General features: G+C 72.1%; 21 protein-coding genes and 1 pseudogene. 7 read left to right on the top strand and 15 right to left on the bottom strand.

Going from position 1 to position 21,390, the window contains the following annotated elements; genetic code table 11:
* Nucleotides 1-17: 17 nt before the first annotated feature.
* Nucleotides 18-1,175 carry a cystathionine gamma-synthase gene (locus TU30_RS06290; RefSeq protein WP_042165527.1) on the bottom strand — a complete coding sequence of 386 codons (1,158 nt, stop codon included), beginning with the start codon at nt 1,173-1,175 and terminating at the stop codon, nt 18-20.
* A 106-nt stretch (nt 1,176-1,281) separates the two neighbouring features.
* Here TU30_RS06290 and TU30_RS06285 point away from each other — a divergent pair, with 106 nt between their 5' ends.
* Nucleotides 1,282-2,403, top strand: a complete 1,122-nt coding sequence (locus TU30_RS06285; protein WP_042165525.1) for a hypothetical protein — start codon at nt 1,282-1,284, stop codon at nt 2,401-2,403.
* 133 nt (nt 2,404-2,536) lie between these two features.
* On the opposite strand, the pseudogene TU30_RS33740 reads toward TU30_RS06285, so the two are convergent.
* The 7 genes and pseudogenes from TU30_RS33740 to TU30_RS33735 all read right to left on the bottom strand — a co-directional run.
* Nucleotides 2,537-2,795, bottom strand: a pseudogene (locus TU30_RS33740) (zinc-binding dehydrogenase); the annotation flags it as partial.
* Nucleotides 2,796-2,828: 33 nt separating this feature from the next.
* Nucleotides 2,829-3,737, bottom strand: coding sequence for an IS3 family transposase (locus TU30_RS06275; RefSeq protein ID WP_107068375.1), 909 nt, complete (start codon nt 3,735-3,737; stop codon nt 2,829-2,831).
* Nucleotides 3,738-3,742: 5 nt separating this feature from the next.
* Nucleotides 3,743-4,030 (bottom strand): transposase, encoded by a 288-nt coding sequence (locus TU30_RS06270; RefSeq protein ID WP_042165693.1) that lies wholly within the window; start codon nt 4,028-4,030, stop codon nt 3,743-3,745.
* Between the two features lie 238 nt (nt 4,031-4,268).
* Nucleotides 4,269-4,952: an ABC transporter ATP-binding protein gene (locus TU30_RS06265; protein WP_042165515.1), complete on the bottom strand. Its 684-nt coding sequence runs from the start codon at nt 4,950-4,952 to the stop codon at nt 4,269-4,271.
* A gap of 115 nt (nt 4,953-5,067) precedes the next feature.
* On the bottom strand, nt 5,068-6,564 hold the full coding sequence (locus TU30_RS06260) for an ABC transporter permease (protein ID WP_042165513.1): 1,497 nt from the start codon (nt 6,562-6,564) through the stop codon (nt 5,068-5,070).
* 180 nt (nt 6,565-6,744) lie between these two features.
* Complete coding sequence (locus TU30_RS06255; protein ID WP_042165511.1) at nt 6,745-8,004, bottom strand: Ig-like domain-containing protein; 1,260 nt, start codon at nt 8,002-8,004, stop codon at nt 6,745-6,747.
* 353 nt (nt 8,005-8,357) lie between these two features.
* Nucleotides 8,358-8,801, bottom strand: a complete 444-nt coding sequence (locus tag TU30_RS33735; RefSeq protein WP_078878140.1) for a hypothetical protein — start codon at nt 8,799-8,801, stop codon at nt 8,358-8,360.
* Between the two features lie 108 nt (nt 8,802-8,909).
* On the opposite strand from TU30_RS33735, the gene TU30_RS06245 reads away from it, so the two are divergent.
* Entirely contained in the window at nt 8,910-9,248 is a 339-nt protein-coding gene (locus tag TU30_RS06245; protein WP_176726243.1) for an LAETG motif-containing sortase-dependent surface protein, read from the top strand.
* 60 nt (nt 9,249-9,308) lie between these two features.
* Here TU30_RS06245 and hutH read toward each other — a convergent pair whose 3' ends face one another.
* The 5 genes from hutH to TU30_RS06220 all read right to left on the bottom strand — a co-directional run bounded on the left by hutH (nt 9,309) and on the right by TU30_RS06220 (nt 15,716).
* Nucleotides 9,309-10,934 carry a histidine ammonia-lyase gene (hutH, locus tag TU30_RS06240; RefSeq protein ID WP_234307796.1) on the bottom strand — a complete coding sequence of 542 codons (1,626 nt, stop codon included), beginning with the start codon at nt 10,932-10,934 and terminating at the stop codon, nt 9,309-9,311.
* 84 nt (nt 10,935-11,018) lie between these two features.
* The gene (locus tag TU30_RS06235; protein ID WP_042165503.1) at nt 11,019-12,170 is read right to left on the bottom strand and encodes a GGDEF domain-containing protein; all 1,152 of its coding nucleotides are present in this window, start codon (nt 12,168-12,170) and stop codon (nt 11,019-11,021) included.
* A gap of 90 nt (nt 12,171-12,260) precedes the next feature.
* Nucleotides 12,261-13,061 carry an enoyl-CoA hydratase/isomerase family protein gene (locus tag TU30_RS06230; RefSeq protein WP_042165500.1) on the bottom strand — a complete coding sequence of 267 codons (801 nt, stop codon included), beginning with the start codon at nt 13,059-13,061 and terminating at the stop codon, nt 12,261-12,263.
* Nucleotides 13,062-13,358: 297 nt separating this feature from the next.
* Nucleotides 13,359-14,513 carry an adenylate/guanylate cyclase domain-containing protein gene (locus tag TU30_RS06225; RefSeq protein ID WP_042165498.1) on the bottom strand — a complete coding sequence of 385 codons (1,155 nt, stop codon included), beginning with the start codon at nt 14,511-14,513 and terminating at the stop codon, nt 13,359-13,361.
* A 294-nt stretch (nt 14,514-14,807) separates the two neighbouring features.
* Nucleotides 14,808-15,716, bottom strand: a complete 909-nt coding sequence (locus TU30_RS06220) for a biotin--[acetyl-CoA-carboxylase] ligase (RefSeq protein WP_078878139.1) — start codon at nt 15,714-15,716, stop codon at nt 14,808-14,810.
* A gap of 242 nt (nt 15,717-15,958) precedes the next feature.
* Here TU30_RS06220 and TU30_RS06215 point away from each other — a divergent pair, with 242 nt between their 5' ends.
* The 4 genes from TU30_RS06215 (at nt 15,959) to TU30_RS06205 (ending at nt 18,791) form a co-directional block, all read left to right on the top strand.
* Entirely contained in the window at nt 15,959-17,563 is a 1,605-nt protein-coding gene (locus tag TU30_RS06215) for an acyl-CoA carboxylase subunit beta (RefSeq protein ID WP_042165492.1), read from the top strand.
* A 16-nt stretch (nt 17,564-17,579) separates the two neighbouring features.
* On the top strand, nt 17,580-17,789 hold the full coding sequence (locus TU30_RS06210) for an acyl-CoA carboxylase epsilon subunit (protein ID WP_042165490.1): 210 nt from the start codon (nt 17,580-17,582) through the stop codon (nt 17,787-17,789).
* A gap of 167 nt (nt 17,790-17,956) precedes the next feature.
* Complete coding sequence (gene mmpB / locus TU30_RS37945) at nt 17,957-18,085, top strand: morphogenic membrane protein MmpB (protein WP_107068374.1); 129 nt, start codon at nt 17,957-17,959, stop codon at nt 18,083-18,085.
* A gap of 79 nt (nt 18,086-18,164) precedes the next feature.
* Complete coding sequence (locus tag TU30_RS06205) at nt 18,165-18,791, top strand: nucleoside triphosphate pyrophosphatase (protein ID WP_042165487.1); 627 nt, start codon at nt 18,165-18,167, stop codon at nt 18,789-18,791.
* Here TU30_RS06205 and TU30_RS38235 read toward each other — a convergent pair.
* Both TU30_RS38235 and TU30_RS38230 read right to left on the bottom strand, forming a co-directional pair.
* Nucleotides 18,760-18,924, bottom strand: coding sequence for a hypothetical protein (locus tag TU30_RS38235; RefSeq protein ID WP_370626565.1), 165 nt, complete (start codon nt 18,922-18,924; stop codon nt 18,760-18,762). The two genes, TU30_RS06205 and TU30_RS38235, sit on opposite strands and share 32 nt — an antisense overlap.
* An 11-nt stretch (nt 18,925-18,935) precedes the next feature.
* Complete coding sequence (locus tag TU30_RS38230) at nt 18,936-19,169, bottom strand: hypothetical protein (protein ID WP_370626564.1); 234 nt, start codon at nt 19,167-19,169, stop codon at nt 18,936-18,938.
* A gap of 425 nt (nt 19,170-19,594) precedes the next feature.
* Between TU30_RS38230 and TU30_RS06195 the strand changes: the two genes are divergently transcribed.
* Nucleotides 19,595-21,367: a biotin carboxylase N-terminal domain-containing protein gene (locus TU30_RS06195; protein WP_042165484.1), complete on the top strand. Its 1,773-nt coding sequence runs from the start codon at nt 19,595-19,597 to the stop codon at nt 21,365-21,367.
* Nucleotides 21,368-21,390: the final 23 nt, after the last annotated feature.

The following is a 21,390-nucleotide window of genomic DNA, read 5'->3' as shown; positions in this document are numbered from 1 at the left end:
GGCTCCGGCGGCGGCCCTCAGCGGCCGAGCGCCTGCTGGAGGTCCTCGAGCAGGTCGTCGATGTTCTCGATGCCGACGGAGAGGCGGACCAGGTCGGCGGGGACCTCGAGGGCGGAGCCCGCGACGGACGCGTGCGTCATGCGTCCGGGGTGCTCGATCAGTGACTCGACGCCGCCCAGGGACTCGCCGAGCGTGAACACCTCGGCCCGGTTGCAGACCTCGACGGCCGCCTCCTCGCCGCCCTCCACGCGGAAGGAGACCATGCCGCCGAAGGCTCGCATCTGCTTGGCGGCGACCTCGTGGCCGGGGTGCTCGGGCAGCCCCGGGTAGAGGACGCTCGTCACGCGCGCGTGCCTGCTGAGCATGTCGGCGACCTTGGTGGCGTTCTCGCTGTGCCGGTCCATGCGCACGGAGAGCGTCTTGGCGCCGCGCAGCACCAGCCAGGAGTCGAACGGCCCGGCGACCGCGCCCATCGCGTTCTGGTGGTAGGCGAGCTCCTCGCCGAGCTCCGCGTCGCCCGTGACCAGGGCACCGCCGACGACGTCCGAGTGGCCGCCCATGTACTTGGTCAGGGAGTGCACGACGACGTCCGCGCCGAGCGCGAGCGGCTGCTGGAGGTAGGGGGTGGCGAAGGTGTTGTCGACGACGAGGCGGGCGCCGGCGTCCCGGGCGACCTGGGCGACGGCGGCGATGTCGGTGATGCCGAGCAGCGGGTTGGAGGGAGTCTCCACCCATACCGCCCTGGTCTTCGGGGTGAGGGCGGCCCGGACCGCCGCCGGGTCGCTGGTGTCGGCCACCGACCACTCCACGCCCCAGCGGGCGACGACCTTGGCGAACAGGCGGAACGTGCCGCCGTACGCGTCGTTCGGGATCACCACGTGGTCGCCGGGGGCGAGCAGCGTACGCAGCAGGCAGTCCTCGGCCGCCAGCCCGGACGCGAACGCGAGGCCGCGGCGGCCGCCCTCCAGGGCCGCGAGGTTCTCCTCCAGCGCGGTCCTGGTCGGGTTGGCGCTGCGGCTGTACTCGTAGCCGCCGCGCAGGCCGCCGACACCGTCCTGCTTGTACGTGGAGACCTGGTAGATCGGCGGGACGACCGCGCCCGTCAGGGGGTCGGCCGTGTTGCCCGCGTGGATCGCGAGCGTCTCGAAGTGCTGGCTGATGTGCGTGTCGCTCATGTGCACCGAGGGTAGTGCGCCCGCGCCCCCGGCGCCGGAAGTCGGGTTGTCCACAGGTCCGGCGCCACGTTGGCCAAGTGACGGCGCGATCTGGTTCGCTTGGGACATGGAGATTCTCTTGGTCCTGCTCGCGGTGGTCATGATCGGCTTCGTGGTGCTGCCGTTCCTGAGGCGCGGGCGCGGCGGGATCACGCAGGTACCGGCCGGACACCCCGACGCGGCGGACCCGGCCGGGTACGGCTTCGCCCTCGAGGAGGAGCTGGACGTCCGCATGCCCGGACCCGACCAGGACCTGCTGGACGTCCTGGACCTGGTGCAGCGCACCCGGGACTACCGCGGGGCCCAGCAGTTGTTGGCCGGCACCGAGGCGACGAGCGAGCTGCGCTGGCAGCGCGTGCAGGCCTTCGCGGGCGCCGCCTCCCTGGAGCTCACCGCGCGGCCCGGCGGGGCGGCCGGTGAGTCCGCGGGCGGGCAGTGGCTTCGGGTGTGGCGCTCGGAGGCGCCCAAGGACGCGGGCGGCGCGGCGGTGCACGCCGAGTTCCTGGTGCAGCAGGCGTGGCGTACGGCGGCGCCCGGGACGGACGAGTTCCGGATCATCATGGAGGAGGCGAAGGCGGCGTGCGGCGAGGCGGCGCTGCTGGCCCCCGGTGACCCGGTCCCGTACATCGTGGAGCTGTCGGTGGCCCGCGGACTGGCTTACGAGCGGGCGGAGTTCGAGCAGGTCTGGCTGAAGATCCTGGACCGCGCGCCGGCCCACATGGGCGCCCACCTGGCCGCGCTGCACTACTGGTGCGAGAAGTGGCACGGCTCGCGGGAGCTGGCGAACTCGTTCGCGGAGGCCGCGGCGGCGCGGGCACCGCAGGGGTCGCTGCTGGCCGCGATGCCGCTGTTCGCGGTGTTCGAGCACCTTCCGGAGGTGAACCTGGTCAGTGGTTTCTACCAGAGCCAGGTGGTGACGAAGGCGGTCCACGGCGCGCTGCACGCGGTGCACGCGGCCCGCCCGGACGACCCGATGGCGGCCCACGTCCGGCATCTGCTGGTCTTCTTCCTGGTCCGCGGTGAGCGCTGGGCGGAGGCCATGGACCAGCTGGTACACATCGACGGCCACGTCGGCGCGCTTCCCTGGACCCTGTCCCCCGACCCGGCCGCGGAGTTCGCGGTCTACCGGGCCCTGGCGGTCGCGGGCTACGAGGCCAACGGCGGCAGCCCGGCGACCCTGCCGCAGTGACCGCGGCGGACGCCGACCGGCCCGGGCCCCGGCGCGCCGGGGCCCGGGTCACGGCTTCGTCCGTCAGGCCTGACCGGGCCTGACCGAGCCGGGCCGGGCCGAGCCGAGCCGGGCCGAGCCGGGCCGGGTGTCGGATCGTCGCCGTGTCGATCACGAAGCGGTAGCGGACGTCGCTGTTCAGCGCCGATGCCGTGCGCGGCGCAGAAGTCCAGCATCTCCTGGGTCTGCCGGATGCCGCCGATGCTCGAACCCGCGAGGGTCTTGCGTCCGGCGATCACCGAGAAGAGGTTGAGCGAGACGGGCTGCTCGGGGGCGCCCACGTTCACCAGCGCGCTGTCCGTCCGCAGCAGCGACAGGTACGCGTCGAGGTCGAGCGGCGCGGACACCGTGGTGGAAGTTCCCCCCGCGAACTGGACAGCGGGTGTTTACGCTGCCGGGACGAGGCTCTGCCTGAGCAAGGATCTCGTTTCGAGCGGGGTGACGTACCCGTAGTCGGGGTGCCGACGGAGCCGGCTGCGGTTGTACTCGACCTCGACGTAGCGGAAAACGTCGGCCCGGGCGGCCTCCCGGGTCTCCCACATGGTCGTCCCGATCTCCGCTTTCAGGATGGCGAACCAACTTTCTGCGGCGGCATTATCGTAACAAGAGCCGACGCGCCCCATCGACTGCCTCATGCCCAACTTGCGTATTTCGCTGCGGAATTCGTCACTCGTGCACTCGCTGCCGCGATCCGTATGCATGACGCAACCCGGCTCCAGGCCGCCACGCCCGGCCGCCATCCGCAAGGCGGCGACCGGCAGCTCGGCGCGGTGGTGGTCGGCCATCGCCCAGCCGACCACCTCCCGCGTCGCGAGATCGATACAGGTCGCCAGGTACAACTTCCCTTCCAGCATGCCGAGTTCAGTCATGTCGCCGACGAGCCGCATCCCGGGCCGGGGCGCGGTGAAGTCCCGGCCGATCAGGTCGAGCGCGAACACCGCCCGCTTCGCCTGCCGGGTCAGGCCCCGCCGCCGGCGGCGGGCGATCCCGACGATCCGGTGCTTGCGCATCAGCCGCTCGATCCTCTTGGAGTTCACCACCCGCCCGGCCCGCCGCAGGGCGGCGTGGATCCGCGGGGCCCCGTAGGCACCGCGAGATCCGGCGTGAAGCACCCGGATCTCGCCCACCAGCACCTCCTCGGCCCGCTCCCGCACCGACCGGGCCGGCCGTGACGCCCTGTGCGCGTAGTAGGTGGAACGGGGCACTCCCAGCACACGGCACAGAAAAGCAACACTGTGACCTGCGGGATTACCCTCCGATGCCTTCTCCGCATCGATGAAACGACACCGTGCCACGGTGTCTACCTCATCTTGTCCCGAGCGAAGAAGGCGGTCGCTTTCCCCAGAACCTCGATCGTGGCCTCCTGCTCGCGAACCCTCCGCCGCAGCCGGACCAACTCCTCACGCTCCGCACTGGTCAAAGCCCCGGCGGGTCCCTCACCGCGGTCGGCCTTCGCCTGCTTCACCCACCCCCGCAGCCCTTCCGGACTCACGCCCGGATCCCTCGCGACCTCGGTGACCGTCTTCTCCGAGGACAACGCCAAGGCGACCGCGTCCCGCTTGAACTCGGCCGTGTACCGCTTACTCATGTTGCTCTTGCTACTCACTACCTGTGACTGCTTCCTCCGGGACCATCCGTCCCAGTATCAAGCTGTCCGGCCAGCGGGGGGAACCTCACGCGGTCCGCCCCGGCCACGAAGTCACGGAGCCGTACGCGGGGCCGGGAGCAGGCCCGCCCTGCCGGCAACCCCGCCGGCCCCGGAAACAGCTTCGGAGCCCTTCCTCACCGGTACCCGACCGGCGGCGGGGACGCGCCGTGTCCGCGGGTCAGGCGCCCACGTTCTCCTCGACCGTGACGCGGCCCTTGCGGATGGTCGCCACGCGCGGGGCCTGCTTCGCCAGGGTGGAGTCGTGGGTGACCATGACGAAGGTGAGCCCGAGCTCCTTCCACATCCGGATCAGTACGTCCATGATCTCGTCGCGCATCGACTCGTCGAGGTTTCCGGTGGGTTCGTCGGCGAGCAGCACCTTCGGTTCCTTCACCAGCGCCCGGGCGATGGCCACCCGCTGCTGCTGGCCACCGGACATCTCGGCGGGCAGGTGTCCGAGCCGCTCGCCGAGCCCGACCGCGGCCAGCGCCTCGGCGGCCTTCTCGCGGCGTTCCTTCGTCCTCACCCCGAGCGGGACGAGCGCGGTCTCGACGTTCTCCTGCGCGGTGAGGGTCGGGATCAGGTTGAAGGACTGGAAGACGAAGCCGATGCTCTCGCTGCGCACCCGGGTGAGCCGGGCCTCCGGCAGCTTGGCCAGGTCGGTGCCGTCGAGGAGGATCTCGCCGGAACTGGGGCGGTCGAGCGCGCCGAGCATCTGCAGCAGTGTGGACTTGCCGCCGCCGGTGGGGCCCTGGATGACGAGCCGGTCGCCGTCGGGGATCGTCAGGTCGATGCCGTCGAGGGCGTGGACGGTGTCCTTGCCCCGGGTGTAGCGCCGGGTGACGCCTTTGAGTGCGTACATGGGTCAACTCCTGGATTGCGGTGAGAGGGTGCGGGCCCGTCGGCAGCGGGGCGGGGCCCCGCGGTGCGGGTGCCGGCGCCGCCGGCGGTCCCGGGCGGCGCCGGGCGCAGCGGCGTTACGCGACGCGGCGCAGGGCATCCGCCGGCCGGAGGCGGGAGGCGCGCCAGCCGCCGAAGGCACCGGCGACGAGACCGCCGGCCACCGCGAGGCCCACCGCGAGGGCGACGGTCGTGAGGCTGACCGGCGCGGTGAGGGCGACCTCGAGGGTCTTGGCAGCCGCTTCCCGGCCGGGACCGCCGCCCGGGCCGCCCATGCCGCCGCGACCGCCCGCGCCGGCTCCGCCGCCGGCGAGTTCGGCCTGCAGGGTGGGGCTGATCGCGGTGACGGCGTAGGCGCCCGCCAGGCCGAGCGCGATACCGAGCGCGCCGCCGATCAGGCCGTGCACGAGCGCCTCGCCGACCACCTGTCCGGTCACCCGCCCCGACTTCCAGCCGAGCGCCTTCAGCGTGCCGAACTCGCGCACCCGGCGGGAGACCGCCGAGGAGGTGAGCAGCCCGGCGACGAGGAACGCGGCCACGAGCACCGCGGCCGACAGCCACGTGCCGACGCCGGTGGCGAGGGAGGACGCGGTGGACAGCGAGCCGGAGACGGTGTCCGCGAGGTCGGCGGAGGTGGTGACCGTCGTTCCCGAAACGTTCTTCCGGATCGCGGACTTGACACTGCCGAGCTGCTGCGAGTCGGTCGCCCGGACGTAGATCGTGGTGACCTCGTCCTCGGCGTCGGCGAGGGTCTGGGCCTGCTTCAGCGGGAGGTAGAGGTCGGCGGCGGCGTCTCCGCTCTCGGCGGTGGCGATACCGATGATCTTGAACTTGGTGCTCTTGACGGTGACGGTGTCACCGGTCTCGAGCTCCTTCTCCTTGGCGTGGGCGGAGTCGACGACGGCCACCTTCGCGTCGGTCTCGCTCGCTTTGAAGGTCCGGCCGTCGGTGATCCCGGAGGAGGTCAGCGGGCCGAGCTCCGACTCGGTGACGTCGGTGCCGTAGACGGAGTAGCTGTTGACCTCGAAGTCGGCGCCGCCGCCCTGCACCCGGCCGCCGCCCTCCGACGGCGCGGCCCCGCCGGGGGCGCCCTCCCGGCCGCTCCCGCCGCTCCCGCCGCTCCCGTCGTCCTGCTGGACCTGGCCGCGGGTGAACTCGCCGCTGACCTTGACGACCTGGAGGCTCAGCCCGCCCACGGCGTCGGCGACACCGCTCTGCTCGCCTACCTTGTCCACGGTGGAGCCGGCCAGGCTCTGGAAGCCCTGCACCATGACGCGGTCGGTGCTCTGCTCCTCGCCGGAGTCCTCGTCCTGGGCGTCGAAGCTGAAGCTCGGCCGCTCCGGGCGCTCCGGGCGCTCCGCGCCCTCTTCGGGCACCTCCACGGCCTTGGTGACCGTCATGTCCGTGCCCAGTCCGTACAGCGACTGCAGGACCTTCTCCTGCGCCTTGCCCATCCCGGAGGACACGGAGCTGACGACGATGACCAGCGCGATACCGAGCGCGAGGCCGGAGGCGACGACGAGGGCCGCTTTTCTGCGGCGGCGCAGTTCGCGCCTCAGATAGGTGAAGAACATAGAGGGCAAGCTAGGGACGGCCCGTGATGAAGTGTTGAGCCCGGGATAAGAGCCGCATGAGAAGACAGCCCGGCCACGCGAACGAAGCGATGCCGCCGCCCGCCCTTTCGGGCGGACGGCGGCATCGGTCGGGCATCGGGCGGGTCGGGCAGTGGGTGCCGGGTGGGGCCGGCGGCCGGGTCAGACCGCCGAGCCCGCCTTCCACTGGGCCCAGTCCATGTTCCAGCCGTTGAGGCCGTTGTCCGGGGCGATCGTCTTGTCACCGGTGTTCTGCACGACGACGACGTCACCGACGATCGAGTTGTCGTAGAACCAGGAGCCCGGGGTGTTCGGGTCGTCCGCGCCCTTGACGTCGGCCAGGCCGACGCAGCCGTGGCTGGTGTTGACGCTGCCGAAGATGGACTTGGCGCCCCAGTAGTTGCCGTGGATGAAGGTGCCCGACGTGCTCAGGCGCATGGCGTGCGGCACGTCCTTGATGTCGTACTCGCCCTCGCCGTCGTCGTCGGTGAAGCCGACGGTCGCGCCGTTCATCCGGGTCTCCTTGAACTTCTCGGAGATCACCATCTTGCCTTCGTACGTCTTGTTCTCGGGCGACCCGGCGGAGATCGGGATCGTCCGGACGGTCTTGCCGTTCTGCGTGACCTTCATCTGCTTGGTGTCGGCGTCGACGATCGAGACCTGGTTGCGGCCGATCTTGAAGTTCACCGTCTTCTGCTGGACGCCGTAGACGCCCTCGGCACCCTCGACGCCGTCGAGCGCCAGCTTCAGGGTGACGGTGGAGTTCTCCTGCCAGTAGTCCTCGGGACGGCAGTCCATGCGGTTGGCGTTGAACCAGTGGCAGGCGACCTCCTGACCGCTGGTGGTGGAGACGGTGATGCCCTTCTGGACCTCGGCCTTGTTGCTGATCGCCTTGTCGAAGTTGATCGACACCGGCATGCCGACGCCCACGGTCGAGCCGTCGTCCGGGGTGAAGGTGCCGATGAAGCTGTTGGTCGGCGAGACCGTGGTGAACGACGCGTTCTCGTGGGCGGCGCGGCCCTCGGAGTCCTCGGCGGTGGCAGCCAGCTTGTAGGTGGTGGCGCGCTCCAGCTGGCCGCTGGGCTTCCAGCTCTTCTTGTCCGCGGATATCTCACCCTCGACGACGGTGCCGTCGGTGGTCGTCATCTTGACCTCGGTGAGCGTGCCCTTGGTCACGGCGACCGCGGCGGAGTTGTTGATGGAGGCGTTGTTGGAGCCGTCCTTCGGCGTGATCTCGATCTGGGCCTCGGAGGTCTTCTTGGCCGCCGCCTCGTCGACCTGGGCCTGCGACGTGCCCTTGCCGCTGTCCCCACCGGAGCCCGTGTCCTCACCGCCGCCGCCGGAACACGCCGAGAGCACCATCACTCCGCCGAGCAGAGCGGACGCAGCCGTCAGACCCCTGCGCCGCTTACCGTCCGTCATCACACGCTTCTCCATCGTCGCCGCTTGCCCGAACCGCACGGGCCCCGCACCCGAAGCCGAGAGTCCCCGTCGAACACTTCAACGCTACGACCGGCAGGTCCCGTTCCACACGGGCCGCGAATGTGGGGCTCACCACGTCCGTCACGGCCGGGCGGGGATGATCGGCCCGTGCGTCACCAGAGACGTCGGCCCCCGGGCAACGGTTGCCGCCCGGGGTCACGATTTCCCCAAACCGGGCCGGCCAGTCACGCCGGCCGCGGCAATTCACTTCATTCGCGCCCTACTTATAACATTTAAGCCCCATTCAAAACTTTGCACCTTTTTACTGTTTCGCGGACCATGCTCACATTGAGCTATTTGTCGCGTTCGCCTGGACCGCCCCCCGCTGCGCCGGCGCCTGACGCCTCGTCGGTTCCGTCACCGTCGAATCCGTCACCGTCGAATCCGTCATCACCGAACCCGTCATCACCGAACCCGTCGCCGTCGAACCCGTCCCCGTCGAGGTCCCACTGGGGCGAGTCCGGGTCGTAGTCGATCTCCTCGCTGCTCCACGAGGCCTGCTGGAGTTCCACGCCCGGCACGTCACCGACCAGCCCGAACGGGTCGACGAGATGCGCGAGCGCCTCGGCCGTGTCCCCGGTCACCGCACCCCGGGCCGGCTCCTGCTCCTCGGCCGACAGGTCGCCGTCGTCCGCGATCCTGGCCAGCGCCGCCCTGGCCACGGCGTCCTCGTCGCCGACCTCGAGAACAAGGTCGACCCGAAGCCGTACAAACCGTGATGTCTCTGGAGTGCTCATGCCCGGAGCGTACGGCTCCGGCTCCCGTGACTTTCCTGTGACCCGAGACTTTCACTACCATCAGCCCACACGGCCAATTCGCCAGCGCCACAAGGGGATCGATATTCCGTGTCATCCGCGCTCCGTCCGTTGCTGACCGCCACCGCCGCGGGCACTCTGCTGTGCGCCCTGTGGTTCGTCCCGTCCGCCAACGCGACCTCCGACGCCCCGGCGAGAGGAACCGTCCCGGCAAGCCCGTCTCCGCAGGTCACAGAGCAGGCAAGGGTCGCTTCCAGCATCTCGGCCGACACCTCGACCGCGTCGTACGACGGCACCGTCGGGGAGGTCCGGCTCGCCGACACCGGCAGCTTCAACAGCACGCCCTACATCGCCGGCGGCACCGCCTGCCTCACCCTCGGCGCGGGCTTCGTCGTCTACTCGGTCCGCCGGGAACGGCTCGACTTTTGACCTGCTCGACCTTCCCTTGGGCCGACTTTGACCGCGGCCTTCCCTGCGCCGCGGTTGCCGTCACCGCAGCGGGCCGGTGACCTGTTCCACAGCCGCCAGCAGCCGCCCGTCGCGTACGAACGCCTCCGCCGCGGCGAGGTCGGGCGCGAGATGGCGGTCCGGGCCGGGACCGCCCACACCGGCCCGTCGCGCGGCCTCGACCGCGGCCCGGGTGGCGGGCGCCGGAGTGAGACCCTCGCGCAACTCCACCGCCCGCGCGGCGGCGTACAGTTCGACGGCGATGACCCTGGTGAGGTTGTCGACCGAGGTACGCAGCTTGCGGGCGGCCGACCAGCCCATCGAGACGTGGTCCTCCTGCATCGCGGAGGACGGGATCGAGTCCGCGGACGCCGGGACGGCCAGCCGCTTGAGCTCGCTCACGAGCGCGGCCTGCGTGTACTGAGCGATCATCAGACCGGAGTCGACGCCCGGGTCGTCGGCGAGGAACGGCGGCAGCCCGTGGCTGCGGTTCTTGTCCAGCAGCCGGTCGGTACGGCGCTCGGCGATGGAGCCGAGGTCGGCGACGGCGATGGCGAGGAAGTCCAGCACGTAGGCCACCGGGGCACCGTGGAAGTTGCCGTTGGACTCCACCCGCCCGCCTCCGGGCCCGAGCGCCCCCGGACCGGTGCCGCCGGGCAGGACCACCGGATTGTCGATGGCGGCGGCGAGTTCGCGCTCGGCGACCAGCCGGGCGTGCGCGATCGTGTCCCGCCCGGCACCCGCGACCTGCGGGGCGCAGCGCACCGAGTAGGCGTCCTGGACCCGCGGGGCGTCGTCCTGATGATGCCCCGTCAGGCCCGAACCGGCCAGCACGGCCAGCATGTTGGCGGCGCTGGCGGCCTGGCCGGGGTGCGGGCGGACGGCATGCAGTTCGGGGGCGAGGACCTTGTCGGTGCCGAGCAGCGCCTCCAGGCTCATCGCGGCCGTGACGTCCGCGGACCGGTACAGGGTGTCGAGGTCGGCGAGGGCCATGACCAGCATGCCCAGCATGCCGTCGGTGCCGTTGAGGAGGGCGAGCCCCTCCTTCTCCCGCAGTTCGACGGGCCGGATCCCGTGCTCGGCGAGCAGGTCGCCGGCGGGGCGCAGGGTCCCGTCGGGCCCTTCGGCCTCCCCTTCACCCATCAGGGCCAGGGCGCAGTGGGACAGCGGGGCCAGGTCGCCCGAGCAGCCGAGGGAACCGTACTCGTGCACCACGGGGGTGATCCCGGCGTTCAGCACGTCGGCGATCGCCTGCGCGACCTCGGGGCGTACGCCGGTGTGCCCGGAGCAGAGGGTCTTCAGCCGCAGGAACATCAGGGCGCGGACGACCTCGCGCTCGACGCGGGGCCCCATGCCGGCGGCGTGCGAGCGGACGATGTTGCGCTGCAGCCGGTCCCGCAGCTCGGGGCCGATGTGCCGGGTCGCCAGGGCGCCGAAGCCGGTGCTCACCCCGTACACGGGGTCCGGCTCGGCGGCCAGGGCGTCCACGATCTCGCGGGAGGCGGCGAGGGCGGCCAGTGCCTCGCCGGAGAGCTCGATGCGGGCACCGCCGCGCGCCACGGCGAGCACGTCGGACGCGGTCACGCCGAACGCCCGCCCGTCACCCACCACCACCCTTCCGAGGCCGCGCTTCGCGCCTTCCCCGTCCACCACAGTGTGCATATCCATATTCAGGAGCGTACGCAGTGAATTCGTTGGCGTCACCACCGGGACCGGTGGTCACCCCTTACCGTCGTGCGCCCGCCCTCCGCCCTACGGCGAGTGCCGCCCCCGGAACCTGCGCCGCTCGCCGTCCGGCTCCCGTACCGGCTCGTCCGCCAGGCGTACGACCGGGTCACCCGGGCCCTCGCGCCCGGCGACGACGGGACGGCGTGCCCGCTCGGCCTTCGCGCGGTACTGCGCCGCGTCGGCCAGCCGGAAGAGCCGCCGGGCGGAGTGCACGGGGCCGATGGCGTCCCCGGTGGAGGCCACCCCGCAGGCCACCCCGTCCCCGATCCCCAACTCCACGGCGCGACGGCACACTTCGTCGGCCACCTTGACCGCCTCGTCGGCGGGCGGCCCCACCGCCAGCAGGCAGAACTCGTCCCCGCCGAGCCGCGCCGCGAGGGCGCCGGGAAGCATGGCCCCGCACAGGGACAGCACGGTCCCGAACCGCTCGAGCAGCCGGTCGCCGACGGCATGCCCCAGGGTGTCGTTGACCCGCTTGAGCCCGTTCAGGTCGCACACGACGAGGCTGACGACGGCACCGTCCCGGCGGTGCCGTTCGACCGCCTCGTCGAGCCGCACGTCCACGGCCCGGCGGTTGGCCAGCCCGGTGAGCGCGTCCGTGTACGCCAGCCGCCGCGCCTCCTCCAGCCGCTCGGTCTGCGCGATCCCGGCGGCGACGACAGCGGCCAGCACCGTCGCGAAGTCGGCGTCGCCCCAGCCGAAGACGGGCGCGCCGACCGGCCGGGCCACGTACAGCTCACCCCACGCCCGCCCGTGCAGCACGATCGGGGCGACCACGCAGCAGCCGCGTCCGCGCCGACGCAGGGCCGCCACCCGCTGGTGGGTACAGCCGGGCCGCCCCTCCGTCGGCCCCCGAGCGGTCTCCACCCAGGCGTCCGGCTCACCGCCACCGGCCGCCCACCGCTCGTGCAGGAACTCGGTGATCTCGGCGAACTGGTGCACGGGATAGGCCTCGCCGTCCGGGAACTCCTCCTCGCCCTCGGCCAGCTCGCCGACGTTGACCAGGACCCGCAGCCGCCCCAGCTCGCGCTCCCACACCGACAGCGCGGCAAAACTCCCGCCGAGCGCGCGGCGGGCCCCGTGGGCCGCGGCCCGCCAGACCTCCCGCGAGCTGTGCGCGGCGGCCATGCCCTGTGCCAGCTCCACCACCGCCGCCAGCCGGCTGTCCTCACCCATCCCTCCAGGCTAGGGACGATCGGGACGAATGGGCATATTTAGGGAGCGAACGGGGAGTGCGGCCATGCTCCCCGGGCGGCCGGATCCGCGCTACTCCCCCGGCCAGTCCGGCGTGCGCTTCTCGTTGAAGGCGGCGACGCCCTCCGCGCGGTCGCCCGAGAACGCGACCGACCGCCAGGCGGCGTCCTCCACCTCGAGGCCGGCCGGCAGATCCAGTCCCTGCCCGAGCCTCAGCGCCCGCTTGGCCGCCCGCAGCCCCACCGGCGAGTTGGCGGCGATCCCGGCGGCCAGGGCCAGTGCCTCCTCCCGGTCCCGCCCCGCCTCCACGAGTACGTCGACGAGCCCCAGCTCCCGCGCCTCGGCGGCCTCCACCCGGCGCGCCGTGAAGATCAGTTCGGCGGCCCGCGCGGCGCCCACCCGCCGGGGCAGCAACTGCGTACCGCCACCGCCCGGGATCACCCCGACGGACACCTCGGGCAGCCCCACCACGGCCGTCCCGTCGGCGACGATCACATCGCAGGACAGGGCCAGTTCGAATCCGCCGCCCAGCGCGAACCCGTGCACCGCCGCCACCGTGGGCACCGGCAGCTCCAGCACACCGGTGTACGCGCCGCGCGCCACCGGCCGCTGGCGCACCAGATCGGCGTCGCTGAAGGAATTGCGTTCCTTCAGATCGGCCCCGACACAGAAGGCCCGCTCGTGCGACGAGGTCAGCACCACCACCCGTACGGCCGAGTCCTCCCCCAGCGCCGCGCAGGCCCCGGCGAGGGACCGGGCCATCTCGGTCGAGACGGCGTTCATGGCCTTGGGCCGGTCGAGGACGAGCTCCGCGACACGCCCCTGCCCGTGCCGCCGCACCAGCACGAACTCCCCGAACCGTTCCTCGCTCATGACACCCTCCGGTTAACGCGGGTTAACATCCGTCGTCCCGATCATCGCAGCCGGTCGCCCTCCGGCAAAAGGGCGCGCGTCCCGTTCCTTCCTCGCCCCCCGTCCACCCGTTCGAGTGACATCCCGCCCACTCGGGCCCCGCCCCGTACGGGAAGACCTGGCGTGCGAGGCCCCGCGACGCGTGGGGGCGCGTACGCAGGAGGGGAGGAATCATCATGCCGACGAACACGCCGACCGGATCGCCCGGACCGCCCGTCTCGGCGGAGCCCGGTCCGCCGGAACAAAGGCGGCCGGCGCTCACGGCCTCTGGGGATCGTCCCGGCGCGTGAGCAGCCACGGCTCGACCACACCCAGGCCACGTACCGGCCGCTGCCACATCGGCTGCAGCCCGAAGCGGTACGTCGGCGGTTGCTCGCCCGCCTTCTCCGCCTCGGCCGCCGCCTCGGACGCGGGCGCGTCACCGGTGCGGATCAGTTCCTCGGCGAAGGCGGTGTCGACGAGCACGGCGTCCCGAGGAGCTATCGAGGTGAGCCGGGAGGCGAGGTTCACCGTCGTACCGAAGACATCGCCCATCCGGGTGGTGACGGTGCCGAACGCCATGCCGACCCGCAGTTCCGGCATCGTCTCGTCGTTCGCCATGGTCTCGATCAGCCGCAGGGCGATCTCCGCGGCCGTTCCCGCGTCGTCGGCGGCGTAGAGCACCTCGTCGCCGAGGGTCTTGATGAGCCGCCCGCCGCGCGCGGCCACCAGGTCGGCGGCGGTCGTCTCGAAGGCCTCGACGAGTTCGCCGAGCTCCTCCTCCTCCATGCGCCGGGTCAGCCGCGTGAACCCGACGAGGTCGGCGAACGCGACGGCGAGCCGCCGGTCCACCATCTCCTCGTCGTCGGCGGCCTGGAGCACCCGCCCGGCCGAGGCGGCGAGCTGCCGCCGCCAGACGTAGACGAGGAACTCCTCCAGCTCGGGCAGGAGCAGCTCGATGATGGGGTACGTGACCTCGGTGCGCGTCATGCCCAGCTCGGGCGGCTCGGTCAGCCCTTCCAGGAAGGAGTCGATCTGCCACTCGGCCAGTCGCGCGGTGGTCTGTCCCGTGGACCGCGCCACCTGCACGGCCATGGCCTCGCTCAGCAGCCCCGCCTCGACCAGGCCGGCCAGCCGGCGCAGCGCCAGGACGTCGGCCTCCGTGAACGCCTTGGCCTGACCGACGTCGGCGAACCCCATGGCCCGCCAGAACCGTGTGGCCAGCTCCACCGTGACACTGGCGCTGCGGGCCGCCTGAAAGGGGGTGTAACGGCGCTCGGCACCCAGAATGAGCTGCTCGAGGCGCAGAGCGAGCGGGTCCTCGCCGTTGTCGGGAGGACGGGAGCCGTCCCCCCGCTCGCGCGAGGCCGAGGGTGGCGGAGGCTCCGCGCGGCCCTGCGCTTCCGTTCCGGAGCCCGAGTCGTCGACGGTCACGCGTTGCTGCCCTTCCGATCTGCCACGGCCATGTCTCGACCGGCCTCAACTCTACGGCAGGTGTGCGCCAGCTCACTCCGTCCGGTGGTGCCCGCAGGTGGCACGACCGGCGCACCCGGCATCGGAGTACCCACCGTACGCACCCGTACCCGCACCCGTGCCCGCGTGCGCCCCTCGCCCGTCCCCGCACCCGCACCCGCGTGCGCCCCTCACCCGCCCCCGGCCTGCGGGGCCGGCGGGACCTGCAGGACCGACGAAGCACTACGGGCCGCGGGACCTGCAGGACGACGTGTCCTACGGGACGACGGGGCGTACGTGCACGATGTCGCCCGCTCCCACCGGTTCCTGCACCCCCTCCTCCGTGGCCAGCACCAGGCGCCCGTCCCCGTCGACGGCGACCGCCTCGCCCAGCAGTACCCGGTCCCCCGGCAGCTCGGCACGCACCACCCGCCCGAGGGTCGCGCACCCCGCCGCGTACGTCTCCTGCAGGCCGCTCGCGGACGGGTCGCCCCCCGCCTCCCGCCAGCGCCCGTACCACTCCTCGAGCGACCGCAGCACGCCCCGCAGCAGCGGGTCCCGGTCCGTGGTCACCGCGCCGGCCAGCGCCAGCGACCCGGCGGTGGGCACCGGCAGCTCGTCGGTGCGCAGGCTGACGTTGATCCCGACGCCGATCACCACCCCGTCGTCCCCGGCCCGCTCCGCGAGGATCCCGGCGGCCTTGCGCTCCTCGCCGCCGACGGTGACGAGGAGGTCGTTGGGCCACTTCAGGGCCGTGTCGACGCCGGCGGTCCGGGACAGTCCGGTGGCCACCGCGACGCCGGTGAGCAGCGGCAGCCAGCCCCAGCGGGCCACCGGCACCTCGGTGGGCCGCAGCAGTACGGAGAAAAAAAGACCGGAGCGGGCCGGCGCCGTCCACTGCCGGTCCAGGCGGCCCCGTGCGGCGGTCTGCTCCTCGGCGACGAGCACGGACCCCTCGTCGGCCGTCCCCTCGCCGGCGCGGGCCACGAGGTCGGAGTTGGTGGAGCCGGTGCGCTGCACCACGTCGAGCTGCCGCCACAGCCCGCCGTCGCGCACCAGGCCTCTGCGCAGGCCGGCGGCGTTCAACGGCGGGCGGTCGAGATCGGACCAGCGTCCCGCCCCGCCTTTCGGCCCGGGCGGGAGGTCCGGGCCACTCGCGCCTTCGTCATCCGGTGACTTCGTCATGCGGCCACCCTAGGTACGACCTCCCGCGCACCGCAGCGGGGACGGGCCGGGAGACCGGATCACGGGACCCGGGTGACCGGGGCGGAACCAGGGGGCCGGAGCAGGGCGGATCCCAGCCCGTTCCCCACTCTGTGAAGGGGGAAGCAGTGTGGGAAAGACCGCACTGCCGATCCCGGGGGCCCCCACTACGCTACGGATGAGTAACCGTCCCCCCTTTTGAGCAGGCAGGGAGCCGTATCCCGATGTCCGAGCCGGAAGTGCAGCAGCCCGACATTCATACGACCGCGGGCAAGCTCGCGGATCTGCGGCGTCGCATTCACGAGGCGACGCACGCCGGTTCGGAACGTGCCGTGGAGAAGCAGCACGCCAAGGGCAAGCTGACGGCCCGGGAGCGGATCGGTCTGCTGCTCGACGAGGGGTCGTTCGTCGAACTGGACGAGTTCGCCCGGCACCGTTCCACCAGCTTCGGGCTGGACGCCAACCGCCCCTACGGCGACGGTGTGGTGACCGGGTACGGCACCGTCGACGGCCGCCCGGTCGCCGTGTTCTCGCAGGACTTCACGGTCTTCGGCGGGGCGCTGGGCGAGGTGTACGGGCAGAAGATCGTCAAGGTCATGGACTTCGCCCTGAAGACCGGCTGCCCGGTCGTCGGGATCAACGACTCCGGCGGCGCCCGGATCCAGGAGGGCGTGGCCTCGCTGGGCGCCTACGGCGAGATCTTCCGCCGCAACACCCACGCCTCCGGGGTGATCCCGCAGATCAGCCTGGTCGTCGGCCCGTGCGCGGGCGGCGCGGTCTACTCCCCGGCGATCACCGACTTCACGGTCATGGTCGACCGGACCTCGCACATGTTCATCACCGGCCCGGACGTCATCAAGACGGTCACCGGCGAGGACGTCGGCTTCGAGGAGCTGGGCGGCGCCCGCACCCACAACTCCGCCTCGGGCGTGGCCCACCACATGGCCGGGGACGAGAAGGACGCCATCGAGTACGTCAAGCAGCTGCTGTCGTACCTGCCGTCGAACAACCTCGCCGAGCCCCCGGCGTACCCGGAGGAGGCGGACCTCACCGTCACCGACGAGGACCGCGAGCTGGACACGGTCGTCCCGGACAGCGCGAACCAGCCGTACGACATGCACACGGTGCTCGAGCACGTCCTGGACGACGGGGAGTTCTTCGAGACGCAGGCGCTGTTCGCGCCGAACATCATCACCGGGTACGGGCGGGTGGAGGGCCGTCCGGTCGGCGTCGTCGCCAACCAGCCGATGCAGTTCGCCGGGTGCCTGGACATCACCGCCTCCGAGAAGGCGGCCCGTTTCGTGCGCACCTGCGACGCCTTCAACGTGCCGGTCCTGACCTTCGTCGACGTGCCCGGCTTCCTGCCCGGGGTCGACCAGGAGCACGACGGCATCATCCGGCGCGGCGCCAAGCTGATCTTCGCGTACGCGGAGGCGACCGTCCCACTGATCACCGTCATCACCCGCAAGGCCTTCGGCGGCGCCTACGACGTCATGGGCTCCAAGCACCTGGGCGCCGACCTCAACCTGGCGTGGCCCACCGCGCAGATCGCGGTGATGGGCGCGCAGGGCGCCGTCAACATCCTGCACCGCCGCGCCATCGCCGAATCGGAGTCCGCCGGGGAGGGAGAAGGAGCGGCCACCCGTGCCCGGCTGATGCAGGAGTACGAGGACGCGCTGCTCAACCCGTACGTGGCGGCCGAGCGCGGCTACGTCGACGCGGTGATCATGCCCTCGGACACCCGCCGGCACATCGTCCGCGGGCTGCGTCAACTGCGGACGAAGCGGAGCTCCCTGCCTCCGAAGAAGCACGGCAACATCCCTCTCTAGGCCTGTTGGAGCCACCATGACGATCAAGGTCGTACGGGGCAACCCGACCCCGGAGGAGCTGGCCGCCGCACTGGCGGTGGTCCGGGTGCGCGCCGCGGCGGCGTCCGCCGTGCCGTCCGGCGCGCCCGCCCCCCGTGACTCCTGGTCCGACCCGTCCCGCATCGCCGGCCGGCGCCTGCCCCAGCCGGGGCCTGCGGCCTGGGCGCGGACGTACTGGCCGGGCTGAGCCGCAGCCGGCCCCGGGGGGCGCGGGGCTGTCCCGATGTGCGGCTCCGCCGCACGGGCGCGCAGCACCGGCTCCCGGCTCCCGGCTCCCGGCTCCCGGCTCCCGGCTCCCGGACATGAGTACCCGTACTCAGGCGCCCTCCCCCGGCGCGGCCGCACGCTGGTGGCATGCTGTGGTCCGACCCCGAGAACGAGCCGCCGAAGGAACTGCGGGACACGCAGGAGATGGTGCGGCGGCTGGGCGTTCTCGTGGCGCTGGCCATGGTCCTCGCGATGATCGTGATCGGCGTGCGGTGAGACGCGCCGCGAGAGGTCCGGCAGGACTTCCGGGGCATCCGGACACGCCGGTGGGCGGATGCGCCGATACGCTGATCGCATGACAGATCAGCCCCGCCGTCGGCTCGTGCTCGCCTCCCAGTCCCCCGCCCGGCTCGGGCTGCTCCGCCAGGCCGGACTCACCCCCGAGGTGATCGTCAGCGGAGTCGACGAGGACGCCGTCACCGCGCCCACCCCGGCCGAACTGGCCCTCGCCCTCGCCGAGGCGAAGGCCTCCGTCGTCGCGGCGAAGCCGGAGGTCCTCGGCGCCCTGGTGATCGGCTGCGACTCGGTGCTCGAGCTGGACGGCCAGGCCCTCGGCAAGCCCGCGGACGCCGAGGAGGCCACCGCCCGCTGGAAGACGATGCGGGGCCGCGCGGGCGTCCTGCAGACCGGCCACTGCATCTACGACACCGCCACGGACGGCAGCCGGTACGCCTCCGCCACCGCGTCCACCGTCGTCCGCTTCGGGGAACCCTCGGACGAGGAGATCGCCGCCTACGTCGCCTCCGGCGAACCCCTCCATGTCGCGGGGGCCTTCACCCTGGACGGCCGCTCGGCCCCGTTCATCGAGGGCATCGACGGCGACCACGGGAACGTCATCGGCATCAGCCTGCCGCTGGTGCGGCGCCTGCTGGCCCGGCTGGACGTGGGCATCACCCAGCTGTGGGCGCCGCGGGAGAGGTGACCGGGGAGCTGCCGGCGCCGTCGGGGTCGTACGTCACCAGCAGCACGATGAGGGCGAACACCAGCCTCATGGAGAGGAAGACGGACGCGCCGACCGGCCCCCACGCGAAGGCGCCCGGCAGCGCGTGCACCACGGCGGCGCCGATCAGCAGGTCCCGGCCCGGCCCGAGGGGGCGCGGTCGTGCAGGGCGACCAGCAGCGCGACGCGACCGCACCCGGCGAAGTACCGCCCGAAGACGATGCCGCCGGCCTTCGAGGAGACCGGCACCGTGTGCGGGTCGGGGCCGGCCGGCGACATGGCCCGCCGGTCGACGACGGTCCCGGGGAACCGGTTCGGGGCACCGGTGCCGACTCCTTCGGCGAAGAGCACGAGTGCCACGGTTCACACCACCGGTCCGCGGACCACGGGTCCTCATCCACTGTCGAGCACGACTGCGGTTACCCCGAGTACGCGGTTGACCCGAGCGCACGGTTACCTCGAGTACGTTCGGGACGGCGCGAACGTTACCGACAAGTAAAGCCAGGGGCGAGGGTTCCGCGGACAGCAAAGAAGCATTGGGCCATTCGTAGGGACTCGACAAAAAAACGGAGTGGGCCGCAGCACGCTCTCACAGAGACCTTGACCACGTGGGAGGGCTAGGGTTTCCCGGAAGAGTCTTGCGTACCAAGGTGCGACATGGGATTTCGCGGGTCGAGCGAGCCTCGAATCACGCTCCGTGTGGGCAAGCTCACCATGGGGGACGGGTCGTGGTGCCGTGTCGGCAGTCCCTAAACTCGGCTTGTTTCAAGGAGGGAGCCTCAATCGTGCGCAAGGTGCTCATCGCCAACCGTGGCGAAATCGCTGTCCGCGTGGCCCGAGCCTGCCGGGATGCCGGTATCTCGAGCGTGGCCGTCTACGCGGACCCGGACCGGGACGCTCTGCATGTCCGCGCCGCGGACGAGGCGTTCGCCCTGGGCGGTGACACTCCCGCGACCAGCTACCTCGACATCGACAAAGTCCTGAAGGCCGCCCGCGAGTCGGGGGCCGACGCCATCCACCCCGGCTACGGTTTCCTCTCCGAGAACGCCGACTTCGCCCAGGCGGTCCTCGACGCCGGACTCGTGTGGATCGGCCCGCCGCCGCAGGCCATCCGCGACCTCGGCGACAAGGTCGCCGCCCGCCACATCGCCCAGCGCGCCGGCGCCCCCCTGGTGGCCGGTACGCCCGACCCGGTGTCCGGCGCCGACGAGGTCGTCGCCTTCGCGAAGGAGCACGGCCTGCCGATCGCGATCAAGGCCGCGTTCGGTGGTGGCGGCCGCGGCCTGAAGGTCGCCCGCACCCTCGAGGAGGTCCCGGAGCTGTACGAGTCCGCGGTCCGCGAGGCGGTGGCCGCCTTCGGCCGCGGCGAGTGCTTCGTCGAGCGCTACCTGGACAAGCCACGGCACGTGGAGACGCAGTGCCTGGCCGACCGGCACGGCAACGTGGTCGTCGTCTCCACCCGTGACTGCTCGCTGCAGCGCCGCCACCAGAAGCTGGTCGAGGAGGCTCCGGCGCCGTTCCTGTCCGACGAGCAGGTCGCCCAGCTGTACTCGTCCTCGAAGGCCATCCTGAAGGAGGCCGGCTACGTCGGTGCCGGGACGGTGGAGTTCCTGGTCGGCCTCGACGGCACGATCTCCTTCCTGGAGGTCAACACCCGTCTCCAGGTGGAGCACCCGGTCACCGAGGAGGTCGCCGGCATCGACCTGGTGCGCGAGATGTTCCGCATCGCCGACGGCGAGGTCCTCGGCTACGACGACCCGCCGCTGCGCGGCCACTCCTTCGAGTTCCGGATCAACGGCGAGGACCCGGGCCGCGGCTTCCTTCCCGCCCCCGGCACGGTCACCGCGTTCGCCCCGCCGTCCGGCCCGGGCGTGCGCCTGGACGCGGGCGTCGAGTCCGGATCGGTCATCGGACCGGCCTGGGACTCGCTGCTGGCCAAACTGATCGTCACCGGCCGCACCCGCGAGGAAGCGCTCCGGCGGGCCGCCCGCGCCCTGGACGAGTTCCAGGTCGAGGGCATGGCCACCGCCATCCCGTTCCACCGCGCCGTGGTCAGGGACCCCGCGTTCGCCCCCGAACTCACCGGCTCCGAAGACCCGTTCACGGTCCACACCCGCTGGATCGAGACCGAGTACGTCAACGAGACCAAGCCCTTCACCGCCGGCGCGGGCACCGAGGCCGATGAGGAGGCCGACCGGGAGACCGTCGTCGTCGAGGTCGGCGGCAAGCGTCTCGAGGTCTCCCTGCCCGCCTCGCTCGGCATGTCGCTGGCCCGCACGGGGCTCGCGGCCGGGGCCAAGCCCAAGCGCCGGGCGGCGAAGAAGTCCGGCCCCACGGCCTCGGGCGACGCCCTCGCCTCCCCGATGCAGGGCACCATCGTGAAGATCGCGGTGGAGGAGGGCCAGGAGGTCAAGGAGGGCGACCTCGTCGTCGTCCTGGAGGCCATGAAGATGGAGCAGCCCCTCAACGCCCACCGCTCCGGCACCGTCAAGGGCCTGAGCGCGGAGGTCGGCGCGTCCGTCACGTCCGGCGCGGTCATCTGCGAGATCAAGGACTGACCCGTACCACGCATCAGGCGCCC

It is taken from the genome of Streptomyces sp. NBRC 110035 (assembly GCF_000829695.1).
Lineage (GTDB): Bacteria > Actinomycetota > Actinomycetes > Streptomycetales > Streptomycetaceae > Streptomyces.
The sequence above is the reverse complement of the archived record's forward strand: the minus strand, read 5'-3'. Positions and strand labels throughout refer to the sequence as shown.

Bases quoted from the DNA above. Each gene is read 5' to 3' on its own strand.
- TU30_RS06290 (WP_042165527.1), bottom strand. From the start codon at position 1,175: ATGAGCGACACGCACATCAGCCAGCACTTCGAGACGCTCGCGATCCAC.
- TU30_RS06285 (WP_042165525.1), top strand. From the start codon at position 1,282: ATGGAGATTCTCTTGGTCCTGCTCGCGGTGGTCATGATCGGCTTCGTG.
- TU30_RS06270 (WP_042165693.1), bottom strand. From the start codon at position 4,030: ATGAGTAAGCGGTACACGGCCGAGTTCAAGCGGGACGCGGTCGCCTTG.
- TU30_RS06265 (WP_042165515.1), bottom strand. From the start codon at position 4,952: ATGTACGCACTCAAAGGCGTCACCCGGCGCTACACCCGGGGCAAGGAC.
- TU30_RS06260 (WP_042165513.1), bottom strand. From the start codon at position 6,564: ATGTTCTTCACCTATCTGAGGCGCGAACTGCGCCGCCGCAGAAAAGCG.
- TU30_RS06255 (WP_042165511.1), bottom strand. From the start codon at position 8,004: ATGACGGACGGTAAGCGGCGCAGGGGTCTGACGGCTGCGTCCGCTCTG.
- TU30_RS33735 (WP_078878140.1), bottom strand. From the start codon at position 8,801: ATGAGCACTCCAGAGACATCACGGTTTGTACGGCTTCGGGTCGACCTT.
- hutH (WP_234307796.1), bottom strand. From the start codon at position 10,934: ATGGATATGCACACTGTGGTGGACGGGGAAGGCGCGAAGCGCGGCCTC.
- TU30_RS06235 (WP_042165503.1), bottom strand. From the start codon at position 12,170: ATGGGTGAGGACAGCCGGCTGGCGGCGGTGGTGGAGCTGGCACAGGGC.
- TU30_RS06230 (WP_042165500.1), bottom strand. From the start codon at position 13,061: ATGAGCGAGGAACGGTTCGGGGAGTTCGTGCTGGTGCGGCGGCACGGG.
- TU30_RS06220 (WP_078878139.1), bottom strand. From the start codon at position 15,716: ATGACGAAGTCACCGGATGACGAAGGCGCGAGTGGCCCGGACCTCCCG.
- TU30_RS06215 (WP_042165492.1), top strand. From the start codon at position 15,959: ATGTCCGAGCCGGAAGTGCAGCAGCCCGACATTCATACGACCGCGGGC.
- TU30_RS06210 (WP_042165490.1), top strand. From the start codon at position 17,580: ATGACGATCAAGGTCGTACGGGGCAACCCGACCCCGGAGGAGCTGGCC.
- mmpB (WP_107068374.1), top strand. From the start codon at position 17,957: ATGCTGTGGTCCGACCCCGAGAACGAGCCGCCGAAGGAACTGCGGGAC.
- TU30_RS06205 (WP_042165487.1), top strand. From the start codon at position 18,165: ATGACAGATCAGCCCCGCCGTCGGCTCGTGCTCGCCTCCCAGTCCCCC.